This is a genomic window from Chromobacterium sp. Rain0013, from assembly GCF_015291765.1.
GTDB classification, from domain to species: domain Bacteria; phylum Pseudomonadota; class Gammaproteobacteria; order Burkholderiales; family Chromobacteriaceae; genus Chromobacterium; species Chromobacterium haemolyticum.
This window is the reverse complement of record NZ_CP031514.1, coordinates 2,518,581-2,535,758: the sequence shown is the minus strand read 5'-3', so window position 1 is coordinate 2,535,758 and position 17,178 is coordinate 2,518,581. Positions and strand designations below refer to the sequence as shown.

Below are 17,178 nucleotides of genomic sequence, written 5' to 3'. Positions count from 1 at the left end.
AAACGCAGCCACGCCCGCTCATGCCTAGCTCCGCCCCGCCTCCTCGGCCATCAGGGCGCGGCGGCAAGCGGCCAGGCTGGCCAACAATGCCAGGCCCTGCACCCCGCGCAGGCCGATGTAACGCCGCAACGGCGGCAGGCGGCAGGCCACCTCGCTGGCGCCATAAGGCTCCAGACGGACCTGCCAGCCGTCCTGACCGCCATGCAGCTCGCAACGCTTGAAGTCCAGCGGCGACAGGGCAACGCGCAAATCCGCGTCCGCGCGCAAGCGCTCCAGCAGGGGCGCCAGCGCCGCGGCGTCGCCGTCCAGCAAATCAACGACGATGCCGCTGCGGCGCCAGAAGCCGCCGTGGCGCAAGCGAATGCGCGCGCGGCCCGGCGCGCCGGGCACCGTCAGCCGGAACTCGCAGGCCACCAAATGCGCCAGCCAGCCCGCCTCCACCCGCTCACGCGCGGAAAAACTCCAGTCTCCATGCGGAAATCGAAAACACCGCTCCCCTTCCTCCTCCGCGGCCTGACTGTCCAGCTCCGGCCAGTCCAGGCTAAGCCGCGTCAGCATCGCGCCCGGACAATAGCCGCCAGGCCTGCGCCAAGCCTCAGCCAGCCGCGGCCACACGTTCCAGCTCCCGCCGCAAAGCGTCGTCCTCGTCCAAAGGCTGCGCGTTCAAAATCTGCTCCAGCGGCACCGGCCGGAAAGGGTTGACCTTCTGCACCAGCAAGGTCCACAGCAGCGCGTACACCAGGGTCAACCCCAGCATCCAGCCAAAGGGCACGTAGATGTCGCGGGCCAGCATGCCCGGCGGGGTGATGAAACAGATCGCCAGCACGATGCCCAGCGCGGAACCGATCTGCGGCAGCGGAAACCACGGCGAGCGGTAAGCGCGCGGGAAATCCGGCCGCGTCAGTCTCAGCCGCACCACGGACAGCGTCACCAGCAGATAGGCCACGCCCCAGGAACAGACCGCGGCCAGCACCAAGGGCATGATGCGGTCCAGATCGCCCTGAATCAGCCAGGCATGGATACAAGGAATCAGCACCGCGGCCGCGATGCCGCACCACGGGGTATTGAAACGCGGATGCAGATAGGCGAAACAGCGCGGCAAAGCGCCGTCCTGAGCCATGCCGTACAGAATGCGCGGCAACGCCGCCATCAGGGTGTTGATCGTCGCCGCGCCGGCCAGCAGCAGGCCGACGCCCAACCAGATTTTGCCGAACGGCCCCATCACCCGCTCGGCGAAGGCCGGCAGCGCCATCGGCGTGTCCAGCAGCCTCGGTCCGTCCGGATGGGCCGGATCCAGCGGCGTATTGGCCACCTGCCGCACCATGGCAGCGCCGTACAACAGCATGGTGACGGCCACGCCGCTAAGCCCTATCTTCAAGGCCCGCGGAATGGCGCGCCCGGAGTCGCGCAGCTCCGGCGCCAGCGGCGTCACCAGCTCCGCGCCGACGAACATGAACATCGCCATGCCCACCAGGCTAAGCAGCAAGCCTGGATCGTCCAAGCGCAGCGGCGCGCCGAACCAACCGCCCAAATCCACCGCCGGCGCGCGCAGCAGGCCGGCCACGCCAAACACCGTCAGCGTCGCCCACATGCCGAAGGTCAGCGCCACCTCGGCCTTGCCGAACAGCGTCACTCCCAGCGCGTTGAGCGCGCCGAAAACAATGACCAGGCCCACGCCCACCATCCAGGCGCTGCCGCTTTTCTCCAGCATGGTGTTGAGATGATCGAAATTCACCAGCGCCATGATGCCGGACAGAATGGTCTCGGCGGTGCCGGCGAACACGTGTACCAAGAGATAGGCCGACAGGGTGCCGGCGATGGCCAGCCCCCGGCCCAGGCCGGCGCTGATGTAATCGTAAACCGCGCCGGAGGTCGGCAGCATCGCCGCCGCTTCGGCGAAAGTGGTGGCCTGCGCCTGCATCATCAGATAGGCGATCAGCATCGCCAAGGCGAAAGTGCCGCCGGCCATGCCAAAGCCGCTGGTGGCGGTCAGTATCACCGGGCTGGCCATCACTACGCCCACCGAACTGGCCAACGCCACCGGAAAGCCCACCACGCCGCGGTTCAGGCTGCGGGCCAGCCGTTCGTTTAGCGTCATGGCTGCTCCTCTTCGTTATTTGCGCCGGCCAAACCGTTGACGCGCAGTTCGGCCTTCATCGCGGCGAATCCGGCCACGGCGGCGGGAGTCGCCATCAACCGGGCCGCCAGCGCGGCCGCGGCCACTTGTCCGGCGGCCAAGTCGCTGGGGTAATGCACGCCGGCAATCACCCGGCTGGCCGCATGTTCCCGCGCTCGGGCAAACAGCGCGTCGCGTCTCTCCGGCACGGCCATGCCCAGCAAGGTGGCGGCCAGATAGCCGAACATCGCATGGCCGCTGGGATAAGCATCCCCTACCGGCGGCGGCAGCAGCGGCCGGAGCGAGGTGTCCTGCTCGTAAGGTCTGGGGCGGCCGTATTGCTTCTTGGCCGGCAACAGCGTTTGGACCAGATCATCCTGCGCCCGGCTGAAAAAGCGCTGTGTCAGCGGCAGCCGCCCGGCCTCGAAACCATCGGGCAAGATGCCTTGGCCGAATGAAAACACCGCATCCCGCCAGACATCGTCGCGACGCGCGCTGGCCTCCTGTTCCGGTGTGCGCCGGCGCTGGGCGTCCAGAACCGCGCGTCTATCCTCGGCTTGCGTCGCGGCGTCGGACGGCGGCGATGCCAGATAGTCGGTGAGCCGCAATTCGCCCGCGGCCAGATACGGAGCGGCCTCCGCGCCGGCTAAACCAGACGCGCCGACGAATGCCATGCAGGCCATCAGTTGGAGCAAGCGCCCGCTCACACTCGCGGGGCGTGATGAAAAACAGGATGACATAGCGCCTCCTTATGAATTTGGCGTCAGCCCAGCCGCAGGCAGGCCGACGCATATAGGCAGCCAATGAAACACCTCAGAACCTGTTCACGATCTGCTATGCGGCTGCGATACAGCCTTGCAAGCGTCTTCAACGAGATCATGAACACGTTCTTCAGGCCTCGGCCAGTCCGGCCTCCAAGGCCGTCGCAATCACATCGGCGTGCTCGCGCTGCAACACCAGCGGCGGCGACAGAATGATCTTGCTGCCCACCGGCCGCACCAGCGCGCCGGCCCGGCGGGCGATTTCCGCCACCTTGTCGGCGTAACCGCTTTGCGGATCGATGGGTTCCCGGCTGGACTTGTCCTTGACCAGGTCCAGAGCCAGCATCAGTCCCTTGCCGCGCACCTCGCCCACCGCCGGATAACGCTCGGCCAGCGGCCGCAGCCGCTCCAGCAGGTAGGCGCCGGTTTCCGCCGCCTTGGCCGGGAGGTCTTCCTCTTGCACGATGCGCAGATTGGCAAGAGCGGCGGCGCAGGCCACCGGGTGGCCGGCGTAGGTGTAGCCGTGCATGATGACGCCGCCGAAATCGCCGTTGGCGGCGAAGGCGTCCGCCACGCGCTGATTGACCACGGTAGCCCCCAGCGGCAGATAACCGGAGGAGATGCCCTTGGCCAGGCACATCATGTCCGGCTTCACTCCCCACAGCCGGCTGCCGAACATGGAGCCGGAGCGGCCGAAGCCGGTGACCACCTCGTCGGCGATCAACAACACGCCGTGGCGGTCGCACACCTCGCGTACCCTTGGCCAATAGCTGGCCGGCGGCACGATGACGCCGCCGGCGCCCTGGATGGGCTCGGCGATAAAGGCCGCCACCGTGTCCGGGCTCTGGAACAGGATTTCGCGCTCCAGCATCCGCGCGCAAATCTCGGCCAGTTCCTCCGGGTCCTCGGTGAACGGGTTGCGGTAAGGCCACGGGGTCTCCACATGGAAGCAGCCGGGCAGCAGCGGCTCGTAATTGCGGCGGAACACCGTGTTGCCGTTGACCGAACCGCCGCCGAAGTGAGTACCGTGGTAACCCTGCTTCAACGAAATGAACTTGACGCGGTCCGGCTGGCCCTTGAGCCGCCAATACTGGCGCGCCAGCTTGAGCGCGGTTTCCACCGCGTCCGAACCGCCGGAGCTGAACACCACCCGCGCCATGTCCTCCTGCCGCAACATGTCGATCAGCAACGCGGACAGTTCCTCCGCCCGCGGATGGGAGATGCCGTCGAACAGTTGGAAATACTCCAGTTCGTCCAATTGCCGGGCGATCGCCTGCTTGATCTCGGCGCGGTTGTGGCCGACGTTGACGTTCCACAAGCCGGCTACGCCGTCCACCAGCTTGCGGCCTTGGTCGTCGAACACGTGGCAGCCGTCGCCGCGTACGATGCGGATGGGCGTCCGCTCTTTCATTGCGTTGGGATGCAGCATCGGGTGCCAGAAACGGGCAGTGTCGTAAGACATGTTTTTCTCCTGAATCTCTAAAGTGGAAACGCGTCCGCGCTCAATGGGCGATGCAGACCGATTTGATCTCGGTGAAACTCTCCACCGCGCCTTTGCCGAATTCGCGGCCAAGGCCGGATTCCTTGTAACCGCCGAAGGGCATACCCGGGTCCAGCGGAATATGGCTATTGACCCAGACCGTGCCGGCCTGCAGCCGCGGCACAATGTCCAGCGCCGCCGACAAATCATTGGTCCACACGCTGGCGGCCAAACCGTAGCGCGTGTCGTTGGCCAGCGTCACCGCTTCGTCCACCTCGTCGAAAGGGATCAGCGCCAGCACCGGACCGAAAACCTCCTCCCGCGCCACCGGGTTGTCCGGCGCCAGGTCCGTCATCACCGTCGGCTGCACAAAATAGCCTGGCAGATCGGCGGCGGCGCCGCCCGTCAACACTCGGGCGCCGGCGGCGCGGCCGCGCTCTATCAGCCGGCACACCGCCTGCTGTCGCCGATGCGACACCAGCGGGTTGACCTGAGCATCCAGATCCATGCCTGGCCCCAAGCGCATGCCGGCCACGGCGGCGGACAGCGCCTCCGCGAACATATTGAATTTGCTGCGATGCACGTACAGCCGCGAGGCGGCGGCGCAGACCTGGCCCTGATTGAGAAAACCGCCCAGCAAAGCGCCCTTCACCGCCTGGTCGATGTCGGCGTCGCCCAGCACCAGCATCGGATTCTTGCCGCCCAGCTCCAAAGCCAACCGGGTCATATTGTCCAGCGCGGCGTGGCCGACGGCCTTGCCCACCTCGGTGGAGCCGGTAAAGCTGACCTTGCCGATCAACGGGTGCCCGGCCAGCGCGCGGCCCGCCACTTCGCCGCGCCCGGTCACCACGTTGAACACGCCCGGCGGCACGCCGGCCTCCAGCGCCAGCTCCGCCAGACGCAGCGCGCTCAGCGGCGTCTCGCTGGCCGGTTTCAACACCGCGGTGCAACCGGCCGCCAAGGCCGGCACCGTTTTCCACAAGGCAATCATCAATGGGAAATTCCACGGCGCGATGCCGGCGGCCACGCCCACCGGCTCGCGCCGGGTGAAGGCGGTGAAGCGCGCGCCCGGCGGCGCCGGAATCGACACGTCCAGGGTTTCGCCGGTGATCTTGGTGGCCCAGCCCGCCATATAGCGCACGTATTCGATGGAGCCGCCCACCTCGATGGCTCGGGCCAGGTGGATGGATTTGCCTTGGTTCAGCGTTTCCAGCTGCGCTAGCTCCTCGGCATGCGCCTCCAACAAATCCGCCAGCCTCAGCAACACGCGCTCGCGCTCGGCCGGCCGCAAGCCGGACCAGACGCCCGACTCAAAGGCGCGCCGCGCGCTGGCCACCGCCGCGTCCACATCGGCGGCCTCGCCGTCCGCCACGCTGGCGATCACCCCGCCGCTGGCCGGATTGCGCACCTCGTTGCGCCGCCCGGACAGCGCCGTCCGCGGCTTGCCGTCTATCCACAGCCCATGTTCCCGCTCTAGAAATGCCCGTACCGACTCCAGCTCCGGCACCAGGTTTTGATCCATCCGCGTCTCCTTTTCAATCAAGCTTGCCGCCGCGTGAGCGCGGCCGGCGATGGCTCAATATACCCAGCGTCGCCGCCGCGGCTTATCCCAAATCGGCAAAGCGCGGACCGGCCCTTCGCGTTGCGGCGCAGCATGTCGCCAGATGGAAACATTCAGTAAAAACAACGGCTAACCATCCCACGGAAGGCTGGACATTTCGATTTGAATAACATATTAATCATTTTGCGGCCCAGAACATGGGACCGAAAACAGGCGGACTCCACCCCCACCCACCGGAGAAAGCAGATGATTGCCGCAGCCCGTTGTTTTGACGACGCCCACCTGCACGCCGAGGCCTTGCCCGGCTGGGAGCAGCTATACAGCCAGATCAGCGGCGGGCGTTTCCGCAGCACCCTGAGCCGAGTGCGCACCTCGCGCCTGGACATCTTCCGCGAGAGCTTCAACCAGCGCGTGGTGCAACAAGGGCGCGCGCCCGGCGGCATGATCCATTTCGCGCTGCCCATCCGCGCGCCGTCGCCGCTGAGCCTGCAAGGCGTCGCCGTACCCGACAACGCCCTGATGGCGCTGCGCGGCGGCGAGGACTTCGTGTTTCACTTGCCGCCGGGCGCGGATTCGGTTCAGGTGTCGGTGCCCTACGAGGATTTGGCCGAATTGACGCCGGCGCTGTGCCGCCCGCTGCGCGAGGCGCGAGGCAAGACCCCGGTGTTCCCCGCCCGCCCGGCCGCGCTGGCGGCGCTGCGCGCGCTGCTGAACGGCGTGTTCGAACAGGCCTTGCTGGACCCGGCCCTGCTGTCCTACGCCGGCAACCAGAAAGTGATTCAGCACCAGTTGCTGGACCTGCTGCAAGACGCGCTGGCGGACGTCGCGCTGGGCGAGCGCCTCGGCAACCTGACCTTCGCCACTCATTGCGACATCGTCAGGCGCAGCCAGGCGCTGGCGCTGGCCAAGCCAGACGAGCCGGTGACCGTGCTGGAGCTGTGCAGCCGTCTGCGCGTCAGCCGCCGCACGCTGCAAAACAGCTTTCAGCTGGTGGCGGACACCACCCCGGTCGATTATCTGCGCTCCATCCGCCTGAACGCGGTGCGCCGCATGCTGCTGAACCCCACGCAAGCCGGCCACGGCGTGCGAGACGCCGCCGGGGCCTGGGGCTTTTACCACTTGGGGCATTTCGCCGGCGATTACCGCAAGCTGTTCGGCGAAGCCCCGTCCCACACCCGCGCCCGCGCCCTGGCCCACCTGGGCGCGCCTCCCGGCGCGCGCGGTCTGGAATCGGCCCACGACGCGACGCACTAGACCGCGCGGATTCAGGCCTGGCGGCGCGCGCGGTAGTCGCTGGGCGGGCAGCCCGCCAGGCGCTGAAAGAAGCGGGAAAAGTAAGCGGGGTCCTTGAAGCCCAATTCATAGGCGATGGCATGCACCGAGGCGGGGGAATAGATCAACAGACGCTTCGCCTCCTGCAACAGCCTGTCGTGCGCCAGCCGCTTGGACGGCAAGTCCGCCAACCGGCGGCACACGTCGTTGAGCCGCGCCTCGCTGACGCCCAGTTCGGCCGCGTAGCGGTCCAGGCTCCAGTGTTCACGGTAATGCGCCTCGATCAAGCCGTTGAAGCGATGGTAGAGCCGCCACTCGTCGCGACGCGGCCCCCGCCGCGGCCCCGGCAGGCCGGATAGCCGCAACACGTCCACCAATACCAGTTGGGCCAAGGCTTGCCGCGCCAGATCCGCGCCCGGCTCCGGGGCCTCGCTCTCCCGCTGCAACTGCGCCAGCCTCTCGGGCAGCCGCCGCGCCATATCGGCCCATTCCGCCGGCACCTCGCCCAGCTCCACGCAGAACGGCGCGCTCAAGGCATCCGGCCCCGCTTCCTCCAGCCAGCCGCGCGCCAGCTCCTGACGCAAGGTCAGCACATGGCCATCGGCCTCCGGCCCGGTGATGAAGGCGTGCGGCACCGTGGGCGGGGTCAGAAACAAAAGCGGCGCGCGCGCCTGGTAGTGATCCTCCTCCAACTGCAGCCGGATATCGCCGCTGGCAAGGTAGTGCAATTGCAAAAAACGGTCGTGCCTGTGCACCGGCATATTGCGGCCGAAAAAGGCCGCCAGCCGTCCGAAGGATTCGCAATGGATGTCGACGGACTCGTAAGGGCTGTCGTAAGCCTTGCCGATGTCGATATTCGGTATGCGCGCGCCCAGGCCGCGCGGGTTTCTGCTCATCGCCATCCCTCTCTTGTGACATTTTCGCCATAGTCGGCCGCACTTGCCGCATGTTCTGTGCAAAAGACCGCCGCTCTGGCCTCAGCGCCAAATCGACAAACAAGGCCCCCGCCGCCCAAGCGCGGTTTTCCGCGGCTCTCCCCGCAATGCAACATGGATAAACATTGACAGCAGCCCGCCGTTATCGTTATAAACTTTAACATGTTAATGAATATTTGAACAACGGCACCCATTCAATAACAAGGAGTTAAGCATGAGCCTTGTCCTAGACGCCGCAACAGAGCGGCCGGCGGCCATCTACGGCGCGGCGCTCAACCACCGCCGTCTGCAGGCGGCGCTGGCGGCGGAGTTCGAACAGGCCCCCTACCAGCGTCCGCCGCAAGCGCCGGTGCTGTTCGTCAAGCCGCGCAACACCGTCAGCGCCTCCGGCGCGCCCATTCCCTTTCCCGCCGATGCCGACGCCGTCTACGCCGGCGGCGCGCTGGGCGTGCGCATCGCCCGCGACGCCTGCCGCGTGAGCGCGGCCGACGCCCTGTCCCACGTCGGCGGTTACGCGGTGGTCAACGAGGTCAGCCTGGCCGAAACCAGTTTCTACCGGCCGGCGATCCAGGCCAAATGCCGCGACGGATTCTGCCCCATCGGCCCCGAGGCCGGCCCTGACGCCATCAATCCGCAACGGGTGCAGGTGCGCACCTACGTCAACGGCGCGCTGGCCGAAACCAACGACAGCGCCGACTGGCTGCGCGGCGTCGCCCAGTTGATCGCCGACGTCAGCCAATTCCTCACCTTGTACGCCGGCGACCTGCTGATCGTGGCCACCCCGCCGCGCAGCGCCCGGCTGCGTCCGGGCGACACCGTGGCGGTGGAGATCGACGGCATCGGCCGCCTGGAAAACATCGTCGCGGCCGAGGAGGATATCCAATGAGACACGCCCGCATCCGTTACCAGGGCCAAACCTGGCGCGCGCAGGCCGACGCCGACGGCGCCATCGTGCTGCCGGACGGCCGCCGCCTGGGCGAAACCGAGGTGGAATGGCTGCCGCCGTGCCAAGGCACGCTGTTCGCGCTGGGCCTCAACTACGCCGACCACGCCGCCGAACTGGACTTCAAACCGCCCAGCGAACCGCTGGTGTTCCTCAAGACGCCCGCCACTCTGACCGGCCACCGCCAACAATCAATGCGGCCGGACAATGTTGAATATATGCACTACGAGTGCGAACTGGTGGCGGTGATAGGCAAGACCGCGCGCAAGGTGAAGCGCGCGCGGGCGATGGACTATGTCGCCGGCTACACCGTATGCAACGACTACGCGGTGCGCGACTATCTGGAAAACTACTACCGGCCCAATCTGCGGGTGAAAAACCGCGACGGCCTCACCCCCATCGGCCCATGGATGGCGGACCGCGACGACGTGCCCGACCCGCATTGCCTGGAGCTGGCCACCTATGTCAACGGCCTCCGCGTCCAAAGCGGCAATACCCGCGACATGGTGTTCGACATCCCCTTCCTGATCGAATACCTGTCCGCCTTCATGACGCTGCAGCCGGGCGACATGATCGCCACCGGCACGCCTCAAGGCCTGTCCGACGTGCGCCCCGGCGACGAAGTCGTCGTGGAAGTCGCGGGCGTCGGCCGGCTGCTCAATCACATCATCAGCGAAACGGACTGGCTTGCGCGCCGGAACGCGAAAAAGGAAACCCCATGATCAAACACTGGATAAACGGCCGCGAAGTGGCCAGCCAAGACAGCTTCGTCAACTACAACCCGGCCACCGGCGAAGCGCTGGGCGAAGTGGCCGCGGGCGGCGCCGAGGAAATCAACCTGGCGGTGGCCGCCGCCAAGGCGGCCTTTCCCAAGTGGGCGGCCACGCCGGCCAAGGAGCGCGCGCGGCTGATGCGCAAGCTGGGCGAGCTGATTCAGCGCGAAGTCCCGCGGCTGGCGGAATTGGAAACCCTGGACACCGGCCTGCCCATCCACCAGACCCGCAATGTGCTGATCCCCCGCGCCTCGCACAACTTCGACTTTTTCGCTGAAGTCTGCACCCGCATGAACGGCCACAGCTATCCCGTGGACGAGCAGATGCTCAACTACACGCTGTACCAGCCGGTGGGCGTGTGCGCGCTGGTATCGCCGTGGAACGTGCCCTTCATGACCGCCACCTGGAAGACCGCGCCCTGCCTGGCGCTGGGCAACACCGCGGTGCTGAAGATGTCCGAACTGTCGCCGCTGACCGCCAACGAGCTGGGCCGGCTGGCGCTGGAGGCCGGCATCCCGCCCGGCGTGTTCAATGTGGTGCAGGGCTACGGCGCCAGCGCCGGCGAAGCCCTGGTCAGCCATCCGGACGTGCGCGCGGTGTCCTTCACCGGCGGCACCGCCACCGGACGCCGCATCATGCAAAACGCCGGGCTGAAGAAGTACTCGATGGAGCTGGGCGGCAAATCGCCGGTGCTGGTCTTCGACGACGCCGACTTTGATCGCGCGCTGGACGCCGCGCTGTTCACCATCTTCTCCCTCAACGGCGAACGCTGCACCGCCGGCAGCCGCATCTTCGTCCAGAACGGCATCTACGATCGCTTCGTCGCGGAATTCTCCGCCCGCGCTCAACGCTTGATCGTCGGCGACCCGCAGGACCCCAACACCCAGGTGGGTTCGATGATCACCCGCCAGCATTACGACAAAGTCACCGGCTATATCCGCATCGGCCTGGAGGAAGGCGCTCGGCTGACGGCCGGCGGCCTGGAGCGTCCGGCCGGCTTGCCCGAAGCGCTGGCCGCCGGTCACTTCATCCGCCCCACCGTATTCGCCGATGTCGATAACCGCATGCGCATCGCCCAGGAGGAAATCTTCGGCCCGGTGGCTTGCCTGCTGCGCTTTAGCGACGAAGCCGAGGCGCTGCGGCTGGCCAACGACGTCGACTACGGCCTGGCTTCCTACATCTGGACGCAGGACATCGGCAAGGCTCACCGTCTGGCGCGCGGCATCGAGGCCGGCATGGTCTTCGTCAATAGCCAGAACGTGCGAGACCTGCGCCAGCCCTTCGGCGGCGTCAAGGCGTCCGGCGTTGGGCGCGAGGGCGGCGAATACAGCTTCGAAGCCTTCGCCGAGGTGAAAAACGTCTGCGTCTCCATGGGTAGCCACTTCATCCCGCGCTGGGGCGTGGAAACCCGCTGACACGCAAGCCAAGGCCGCCCAGACGGCCGCTTCCACAAACGGAACGACGCGCGGGCGCAGCGCCCGCGCAGCACAAAGGAGAACGCAATGGGAACCCTAGCCCTGGCGGCCAAGATCACGCACGTGCCGTCCATGTATCTGTCGGAACTGCCCGGCCCGCATCAAGGCTGCCGCCAGGCGGCCATAGACGGCCACAAGGAGATCAGCCGCCGCTGCCGCGAACTGGGCGTGGACACCATCGTGGTGTTCGACACCCACTGGCTGGTCAACTCCGGCTACCACGTCAACTGCGCGCCGGCCTTCGAAGGCGTGTACACCAGCAATGAGCTGCCGCACTTCATCAAGAACATGCCCTACGCCTACCCGGGCAATCCCGTTCTGGGCAAGCTACTGGCGGAAGCCGCCACCGCCGCCGGGGTACATACCCGCGCCCACGACGCCACCACGCTGCCGCTGGAGTACGGCACCCTGGTGCCGATGCGCTATATGAACGCCGACCAGCACTTCAAGGTGGTATCGGTGGCCGCGCTGTGTACGGTGCACGATCTGGCCGACAGCGCACGGCTGGGCGCGGCGATGCGCGAGGCGGTGGAGCGCGATTACGACGGCCGCGTAGCCTTCTTCGCCAGCGGCTCGCTGTCGCACCGCTTCGCCCAGAACGGCACCGCGGAGCAATACCTGCACAAAGCCTGGAGCCCCTTCCTGGAAAGCATGGACCAGGAAGTCATTTCCATGTGGCTGGACGGCGATTGGAAAACCTTCTGCGACATGCTGCCGGAGTACGCCGAAAAGTGCCACGGCGAGGGCTTCATGCACGACACCGCCATGCTGCTGGGCGCGCTGGGCTGGGACAACTACCGAGGCCGCGCGGAAATCATCACCCCCTACTTCGGCAGCTCCGGCACTGGCCAGATCAACGCGGTGCTGCCGGTGGAACCTCAGGGAGAGCGCCATGCCGCACTTCATCGCTGAATGCACCGACAATATTCGCGAGCAGGCCAACCTGCCGGAACTCTTTCGCCAGGTGCACGACTGCCTGGCCGCCAGCGGCCTGTTTCCCCTCGCCGGCATCCGCAGCCGCGCCCATTGGCTGGACACCTGGCGCATGGCCGACGGGGAAGCCGACTACGCCTTCGTCCACTGCACCTTGCAGATAGGCAGCGGGCGCACCGAGGCGCAGCGCAGCGCCACCGCCGAGCAGGTGTTCGCGCTGATCCAACGCCACTTCGAACCGCTGTTCGACCAGCGCTACCTGGCGCTCAGCTTCGAGCTGACCGAACTGTCCGCCACGCTCAACTTCAAGCACAACAATGTGCACCAACGTTTCCGTCAGCCCTCCTGAGGAGCCCGCATGCTGAGCCAAGACCAGATCCGCGCCGCCGCGCGCCGCTTGCACGACGCCGAGCGCGAACGCAGGCAGATCCGCCAGCTCTCGCTGGAACACCCCGAGATCACCATAGAGGACGCCTACGCCATACAACGCTGCTGGGTGGAAATGAAGCTGGCGGAAGGCCGCAAGCTCAAGGGCCACAAGATAGGCCTGACTTCCCGCGCCATGCAGATGTCCTCTCAGATAGACGAGCCCGACTACGGCGCGCTGCTGGACGATATGTTCTTCAACGACGGCGCCGATATTCCGGTGTCCCGCTTCATCGTGCCGCGGGTGGAAGTGGAGCTGGCCTTCATCCTGGGCCGGCCGCTGTCCGGCCCCGGCGCCACGCTGTTCGACGTCTACGACGCGGCCGAGTACGTGATTCCGGCGCTGGAAATCATCGACGCGCGCAGCCAGTCCATAGACCCGGACAGCCAGCGCCCGCGCAAGGTGTTCGACACCATCGCCGACAACGCCGCCAACGCCGGCGTGGTGCTGGGCGGCCGGCCTATCCGCCCGCGCGAGCTGGACCTGCGCTGGGTGGCGGCGCTGATGTACCGCAACGGCGTGATCGAGGAATCCGGCGTCGCCGCCGCGGTGCTCAATCACCCGGCCAACGGCGTGGCCTGGCTGGCCAACAAACTGGCGCCGTTCGACGTCGAGCTCAAGGCCGGCCAGGTGATTCTGGCAGGCTCCTTCACCCGGCCTGTGCCGGCGCGCGCCGGCGACACCTTCCATGTCGACTACGGCCCGCTGGGCGCGATCAGCTGCCGCTTCGTCTGACCCCCTCAAGAGGAACCGCCATGCAACTCCCCGCCAACCCATTCAAAGCCGCGCTGCGGGACGGCCGCAGCCAGATCGGCCTGTGGCTGGGCCTGGCCAGCCCCTATAGCGCCGAACTGCTGGCCGGCGCCGGTTTCGACTGGTTGTTGATAGACGGCGAACACGCGCCCAATGAACTGAACGACGTGCTGCTGCAACTGCAGGCCATCGCCCCCTACCCCTGCCACCCCATTGTGCGCGCCGCCAGCAACGACCCGGTGCGCATCAAGCGCTTGCTGGACATCGGCGCGCAAACGCTGATGCTGCCCATGGTGCAAAACGCCGACGAAGCGGCGCGGGCGGTGGCGGCCACCCGCTACCCGCCGCGCGGCATTCGCGGCGTGGGCAGCGCGCTGGCGCGCGCCTCCCGCTGGAACCGCGTGCCGGATTACCTGACGCGGGCCGACAGCGAAATCTGCGTGCTGGTTCAGGTGGAAACCCGGCAGGCTCTGGCCGCGCTGGAAGGCATCGCCGCCACCGACGGCGTGGACGGTGTCTTCATCGGCCCTGCCGACCTGGCCGCCGACATGGGGCATCCGGGCCGGCCGGACCACCCGGACGTGCGCGCGGCGATGGACGACGCCATCCGCCGCATCCGCGCCCAAGGCAAGGCCGCCGGCATCCTGATGGCCGACGAAGCCGAAGCGCGCCGTCTGCTGGAACTGGGAGCCCGTTTCGTCGCCGTCGGCGTCGACACCACCTTGCTGGCGCGCCGCGCCGAAGCGCTGGCCGCGGCCTTCCGCAGCCAAACGCCCGGCCGGCCGGCATCCCCATCCGCCTACTGACCCACGGCGGGCCGCACGGCCCGCCACACCCAAAGCGGCGACCACACAAGAACAAGGCGCCGCCCGGAGCCGGCTCCGGCTCCGGCTCCGCCCCCGAGGAGAACAAAGATGAGTCACACCCCCGCTCGCTCAAGCGCGAACGCGCGCAAAGTCGCCTACGCCACCGTGATCGGCACCGCCATCGAATGGTACGACTTCTTCATCTACGCCAGCGCCGCCGGCCTGGTGTTCAATAAGCTGTTCTTCGCTCCGGCCGGCGAACGCTCCGCCACGCTGATCGCCTTCGCCTCGGTCGGCGTCAGCTTCCTGTTCCGGCCGCTTGGCGCCTTTCTCGCCGGTCACTACGGCGACCGGCTTGGCCGGCGCGCGATGCTGGTGCTGACTCTGGTGCTGATGGGCGCCTCCACCGCGCTGATCGGCCTGCTGCCCACCTATGAATCCGCCGGCCTGCTGGCGCCGCTCGCGCTGATCCTGCTGCGCATCCTGCAAGGCATCTCCGCCGGCGGCGAATGGGGCGGCGCGGTGCTGATGGCGGTGGAACACGCGCCGCGCGGTCAGCGCGGTCGCTACGGCGCCTTCCCGCAGATTGGCGTGCCGCTGGGCTTGCTGCTGGCTTCCGGCGTGTTCGCCCTGATGAGCGGGGTGATCTCCCCCGGCGACGCCTTCCTGGAATGGGGCTGGCGCATGCCCTTCCTGTTCAGCGTCGTGTTGCTGTTCATCGGCCAATGGGTGCGCCGCTCGGTGGAGGAAAGCCCTGTCTTCGAAGAGATCAAGGCGCGCAAAGCCGGTTCGCGCACTCCGGTGCTGGACCTGTTCCGCCGCCACGCGTCGCTGGTGCTGCTGGCCGCGCTGGTGTTCGCCGGCAACAGCGCCGTCGGTTACATGACCACAGGCGGCTTCATCCAAAACTACACCACTGACCCCGCCGGCGCGCTGCGCATGGAGCGCACCCCGGTGCTGCTGGCCGTCGCCTTCGCTTCCGCCTGCTGGATGGCCTTCACCTGGCTGGCCGGCGTCTGGTCGGACCGCATCGGCCGCCGCCGCATCTACATCATAGGCTTCGGCGTGCAGCTGGCCGGCGTGCTGATGCTGTTCCCGCTGGTCAACAGCGCCGGCTTGCCGGCGGTGCTGCTGGCGCTGTGCCTGTTGTCCGTGGGCACCGGCCTGACCTACGGCGCGCAATCGGCCTTCTACGCGGAGCTGTTCCCCGCCTCGGTGCGCTTTTCCGGCGTATCCATCTCCTACGCGCTGGGCGCCATTCTCGGCGGCGCCTTCGCGCCGATGATAGCCAAGGCTCTGATAGCCCAGACCGGCTCCACCGCCGCGGTGACCGCCTATCTGAGCGGCATGACGCTGATCGGCCTCGCCGCCACGCTGCTGCTGCGCGACCGTCGCGACATCCCGCTGGGACCGGAGCACGAAGCCGAACAGGCCGCCTCCCCGATATGCTGGCGTGGATCCGCCCCCTCAGCCATGCGCGCAAATTCTATGAAAAGTACCTAAGACAGCTTGGAAGGTGCATTCCAGTGCGTGGTATCGCTATCCATAATGCAAATTCGATGAAGGTATTCATTATTGTCCAGCGCCACCACGCACCCAGGAGACCGCCATGCGCCACCCCAATCCCTTGCTGGAAACCCTGCTCCCCATTCTGCCCGCCATCGCCGCCAATGCGGAGCAGGCGGAACACGAACGCACCGTGCCGGCGGAAAACATCGCGCTGTTGAAAAGCATAGGCTTTCACCGCGCCTTCCAGCCCAAGCCTTACGGCGGCAAGGAAATCAGCCTGCCGGAATTCGCGGACTGCGTGGCGGCGCTGGCCGGCGCCTGCGCCAGTACCGCTTGGGCGGCCAGCCTGCTGGCCACCCACAGTCACCAGATCGCGCTGTTCTCCGCCCGGCTGCAAGAGGAGGTCTGGGGCAAGGACCGCGACGCCACCGCCAGTAGCAGCATCGCGCCGCTGGGCCGGGCCGAAGCCGTGGACGGCGGCGTGCTGCTCAGCGGTGAAATGGGCTGGAGCAGCGGCTGCGACCACGCTGAGTGGGCGATACTGGGCTTTCGCCGCCCCGGCCCGGACGGCGAACCGCAATACTGCTTTGGCGTGGTGCCGCGCGCCGATTACCAGATACGCGACGACTGGCACGCCGCCGGCATGCAAGGCAGCGGCACCAAGACGCTGCTGGTGGACAAGGTCTTCGTGCCGGAACACCGGATAGAAGCCGCCAAGGACATGATGGAAGGCCGCTCCGCCGGCTTCGGCCTGTACCCGGACAGCAAGATTTTCTACGCGCCCTACCGGCCCTACTTCGCCAGCGGCTTCGCCGCCATCAGCCTGGGCGTGGCCGAGCGCATGCTGCAAGTCTTCAAGGAACGCAGCCGCAACCGCATCCGCGCCTACACCGGCGCCCAAGTGGGCGCCGCGCTGCCAGCCTATATGAGGCTGGCCGAATCCACTCACCAAGTGCTGGCCGCGCGCGCCTTGCTGGAAGCCAGCTGGCGCGATCACGCCGAGCACGGCGCGGCCCAGCGCTACCCCACGGCGGAAACGCTGGCCTTCTGGCGCACCAACCAAGCCTATGCGGTGAAGATGTGCATCCAGGCGGTGGACCGTTTGTTCGAATCCATGGGCGGCAACTGTTGGCGGCTGGAAAACGAAGCGCAGCGGCTGTTCCGCGACGCCCATATGACTGGCGCCCACGCCTATACCGACTACGACGTCTGCGCCCAGATCCTGGGACGTTCGCTGCTGGGGCTGGAGCCGGACCCCTCCATGGTCTAAGAGCTTGTTTAAAGTCTGCTGCGCTTCGCGCGATACGGCGTTAAAAACGGCTTCGAAAGGCTCATGTACCACTTGTGCATTCCGCTTTCTCAACCGCTTTCGTCTTGTCTCGCTCTAGCTCGCAAGACCTTGAACAGGTTCTACCGTCCCTCTAGCCTCTCCCA

Annotated in this window: 16 protein-coding genes; 10 read left to right on the top strand and 6 right to left on the bottom strand. The window is 66.9% G+C overall.

What is annotated here, in order from left to right:
* Nucleotides 1–24: 24 nt before the first annotated feature.
* The 5 genes from DXT74_RS11885 to DXT74_RS11865 form a co-directional block, all read right to left on the bottom strand.
* On the bottom strand, nucleotides 25–615 hold the full coding sequence (locus DXT74_RS11885) for a DUF3156 family protein (protein ID WP_196783755.1): 591 nt from the start codon (nucleotides 613–615) through the stop codon (nucleotides 25–27).
* Nucleotides 596–2,098, bottom strand: a complete 1,503-nt coding sequence (locus DXT74_RS11880; protein ID WP_114154315.1) for an APC family permease — start codon at nucleotides 2,096–2,098, stop codon at nucleotides 596–598. Before DXT74_RS11880 ends, DXT74_RS11885 begins: the two co-directional genes overlap by 20 nt.
* The gene (locus DXT74_RS11875; protein WP_194426039.1) at nucleotides 2,095–2,811 is read right to left on the bottom strand and encodes a phosphatase PAP2 family protein; all 717 of its coding nucleotides are present in this window, start codon (nucleotides 2,809–2,811) and stop codon (nucleotides 2,095–2,097) included. Before DXT74_RS11875 ends, DXT74_RS11880 begins: the two co-directional genes overlap by 4 nt.
* Before the next feature lie 196 nt (nucleotides 2,812–3,007).
* Nucleotides 3,008–4,339, bottom strand: a complete 1,332-nt coding sequence (locus DXT74_RS11870) for an aspartate aminotransferase family protein (RefSeq protein ID WP_043639625.1) — start codon at nucleotides 4,337–4,339, stop codon at nucleotides 3,008–3,010.
* Nucleotides 4,340–4,379: 40 nt separating this feature from the next.
* On the bottom strand, nucleotides 4,380–5,879 hold the full coding sequence (locus DXT74_RS11865) for an aldehyde dehydrogenase family protein (protein ID WP_194426038.1): 1,500 nt from the start codon (nucleotides 5,877–5,879) through the stop codon (nucleotides 4,380–4,382).
* A 285-nt stretch (nucleotides 5,880–6,164) separates the two neighbouring features.
* Between DXT74_RS11865 and DXT74_RS11860 the strand changes: the two genes are divergently transcribed.
* A complete protein-coding gene (locus tag DXT74_RS11860; protein ID WP_194426037.1) occupies nucleotides 6,165–7,172 on the top strand; it encodes a helix-turn-helix domain-containing protein in 1,008 nt (335 codons plus the stop codon).
* A gap of 11 nt (nucleotides 7,173–7,183) precedes the next feature.
* Here the strand turns inward: DXT74_RS11860 and hpaA are convergent, their stop codons facing one another.
* Complete coding sequence (hpaA, locus tag DXT74_RS11855) at nucleotides 7,184–8,086, bottom strand: 4-hydroxyphenylacetate catabolism regulatory protein HpaA (RefSeq protein WP_114154311.1); 903 nt, start codon at nucleotides 8,084–8,086, stop codon at nucleotides 7,184–7,186.
* A gap of 253 nt (nucleotides 8,087–8,339) precedes the next feature.
* On the opposite strand from hpaA, the gene DXT74_RS11850 reads away from it, so the two are divergent.
* The 9 genes from DXT74_RS11850 (at nucleotide 8,340) to DXT74_RS11810 (ending at nucleotide 17,014) form a co-directional block, all read left to right on the top strand.
* Nucleotides 8,340–9,011: a fumarylacetoacetate hydrolase family protein gene (locus tag DXT74_RS11850; protein WP_043639618.1), complete on the top strand. Its 672-nt coding sequence runs from the start codon at nucleotides 8,340–8,342 to the stop codon at nucleotides 9,009–9,011.
* Complete coding sequence (locus tag DXT74_RS11845; protein WP_194426036.1) at nucleotides 9,008–9,790, top strand: fumarylacetoacetate hydrolase family protein; 783 nt, start codon at nucleotides 9,008–9,010, stop codon at nucleotides 9,788–9,790. Before DXT74_RS11850 ends, DXT74_RS11845 begins: the two co-directional genes overlap by 4 nt.
* Nucleotides 9,787–11,256, top strand: coding sequence for a 5-carboxymethyl-2-hydroxymuconate semialdehyde dehydrogenase (gene hpaE / locus DXT74_RS11840; protein WP_019101019.1), 1,470 nt, complete (start codon nucleotides 9,787–9,789; stop codon nucleotides 11,254–11,256). Before DXT74_RS11845 ends, hpaE begins: the two co-directional genes overlap by 4 nt.
* An 87-nt stretch (nucleotides 11,257–11,343) precedes the next feature.
* Nucleotides 11,344–12,228: a 3,4-dihydroxyphenylacetate 2,3-dioxygenase gene (gene hpaD / locus DXT74_RS11835; RefSeq protein WP_043590029.1), complete on the top strand. Its 885-nt coding sequence runs from the start codon at nucleotides 11,344–11,346 to the stop codon at nucleotides 12,226–12,228.
* Nucleotides 12,209–12,598 (top strand): 5-carboxymethyl-2-hydroxymuconate Delta-isomerase, encoded by a 390-nt coding sequence (locus DXT74_RS11830; protein ID WP_043639611.1) that lies wholly within the window; start codon nucleotides 12,209–12,211, stop codon nucleotides 12,596–12,598. Before hpaD ends, DXT74_RS11830 begins: the two co-directional genes overlap by 20 nt.
* 9 nt (nucleotides 12,599–12,607) lie before the next feature.
* On the top strand, nucleotides 12,608–13,411 hold the full coding sequence (hpaH, locus tag DXT74_RS11825; RefSeq protein ID WP_114154307.1) for a 2-oxo-hept-4-ene-1,7-dioate hydratase: 804 nt from the start codon (nucleotides 12,608–12,610) through the stop codon (nucleotides 13,409–13,411).
* 20 nt (nucleotides 13,412–13,431) lie between these two features.
* Nucleotides 13,432–14,235 (top strand): 4-hydroxy-2-oxoheptanedioate aldolase, encoded by an 804-nt coding sequence (gene hpaI / locus DXT74_RS11820; protein ID WP_114154305.1) that lies wholly within the window; start codon nucleotides 13,432–13,434, stop codon nucleotides 14,233–14,235.
* Nucleotides 14,236–14,343: 108 nt separating this feature from the next.
* Nucleotides 14,344–15,738 carry an MFS transporter gene (locus DXT74_RS11815; protein ID WP_194426035.1) on the top strand — a complete coding sequence of 465 codons (1,395 nt, stop codon included), beginning with the start codon at nucleotides 14,344–14,346 and terminating at the stop codon, nucleotides 15,736–15,738.
* A 106-nt stretch (nucleotides 15,739–15,844) separates the two neighbouring features.
* Nucleotides 15,845–17,014: a p-hydroxyphenylacetate 3-hydroxylase oxygenase component gene (locus DXT74_RS11810; RefSeq protein ID WP_194426034.1), complete on the top strand. Its 1,170-nt coding sequence runs from the start codon at nucleotides 15,845–15,847 to the stop codon at nucleotides 17,012–17,014.
* Nucleotides 17,015–17,178 lie beyond the last annotated feature (164 nt).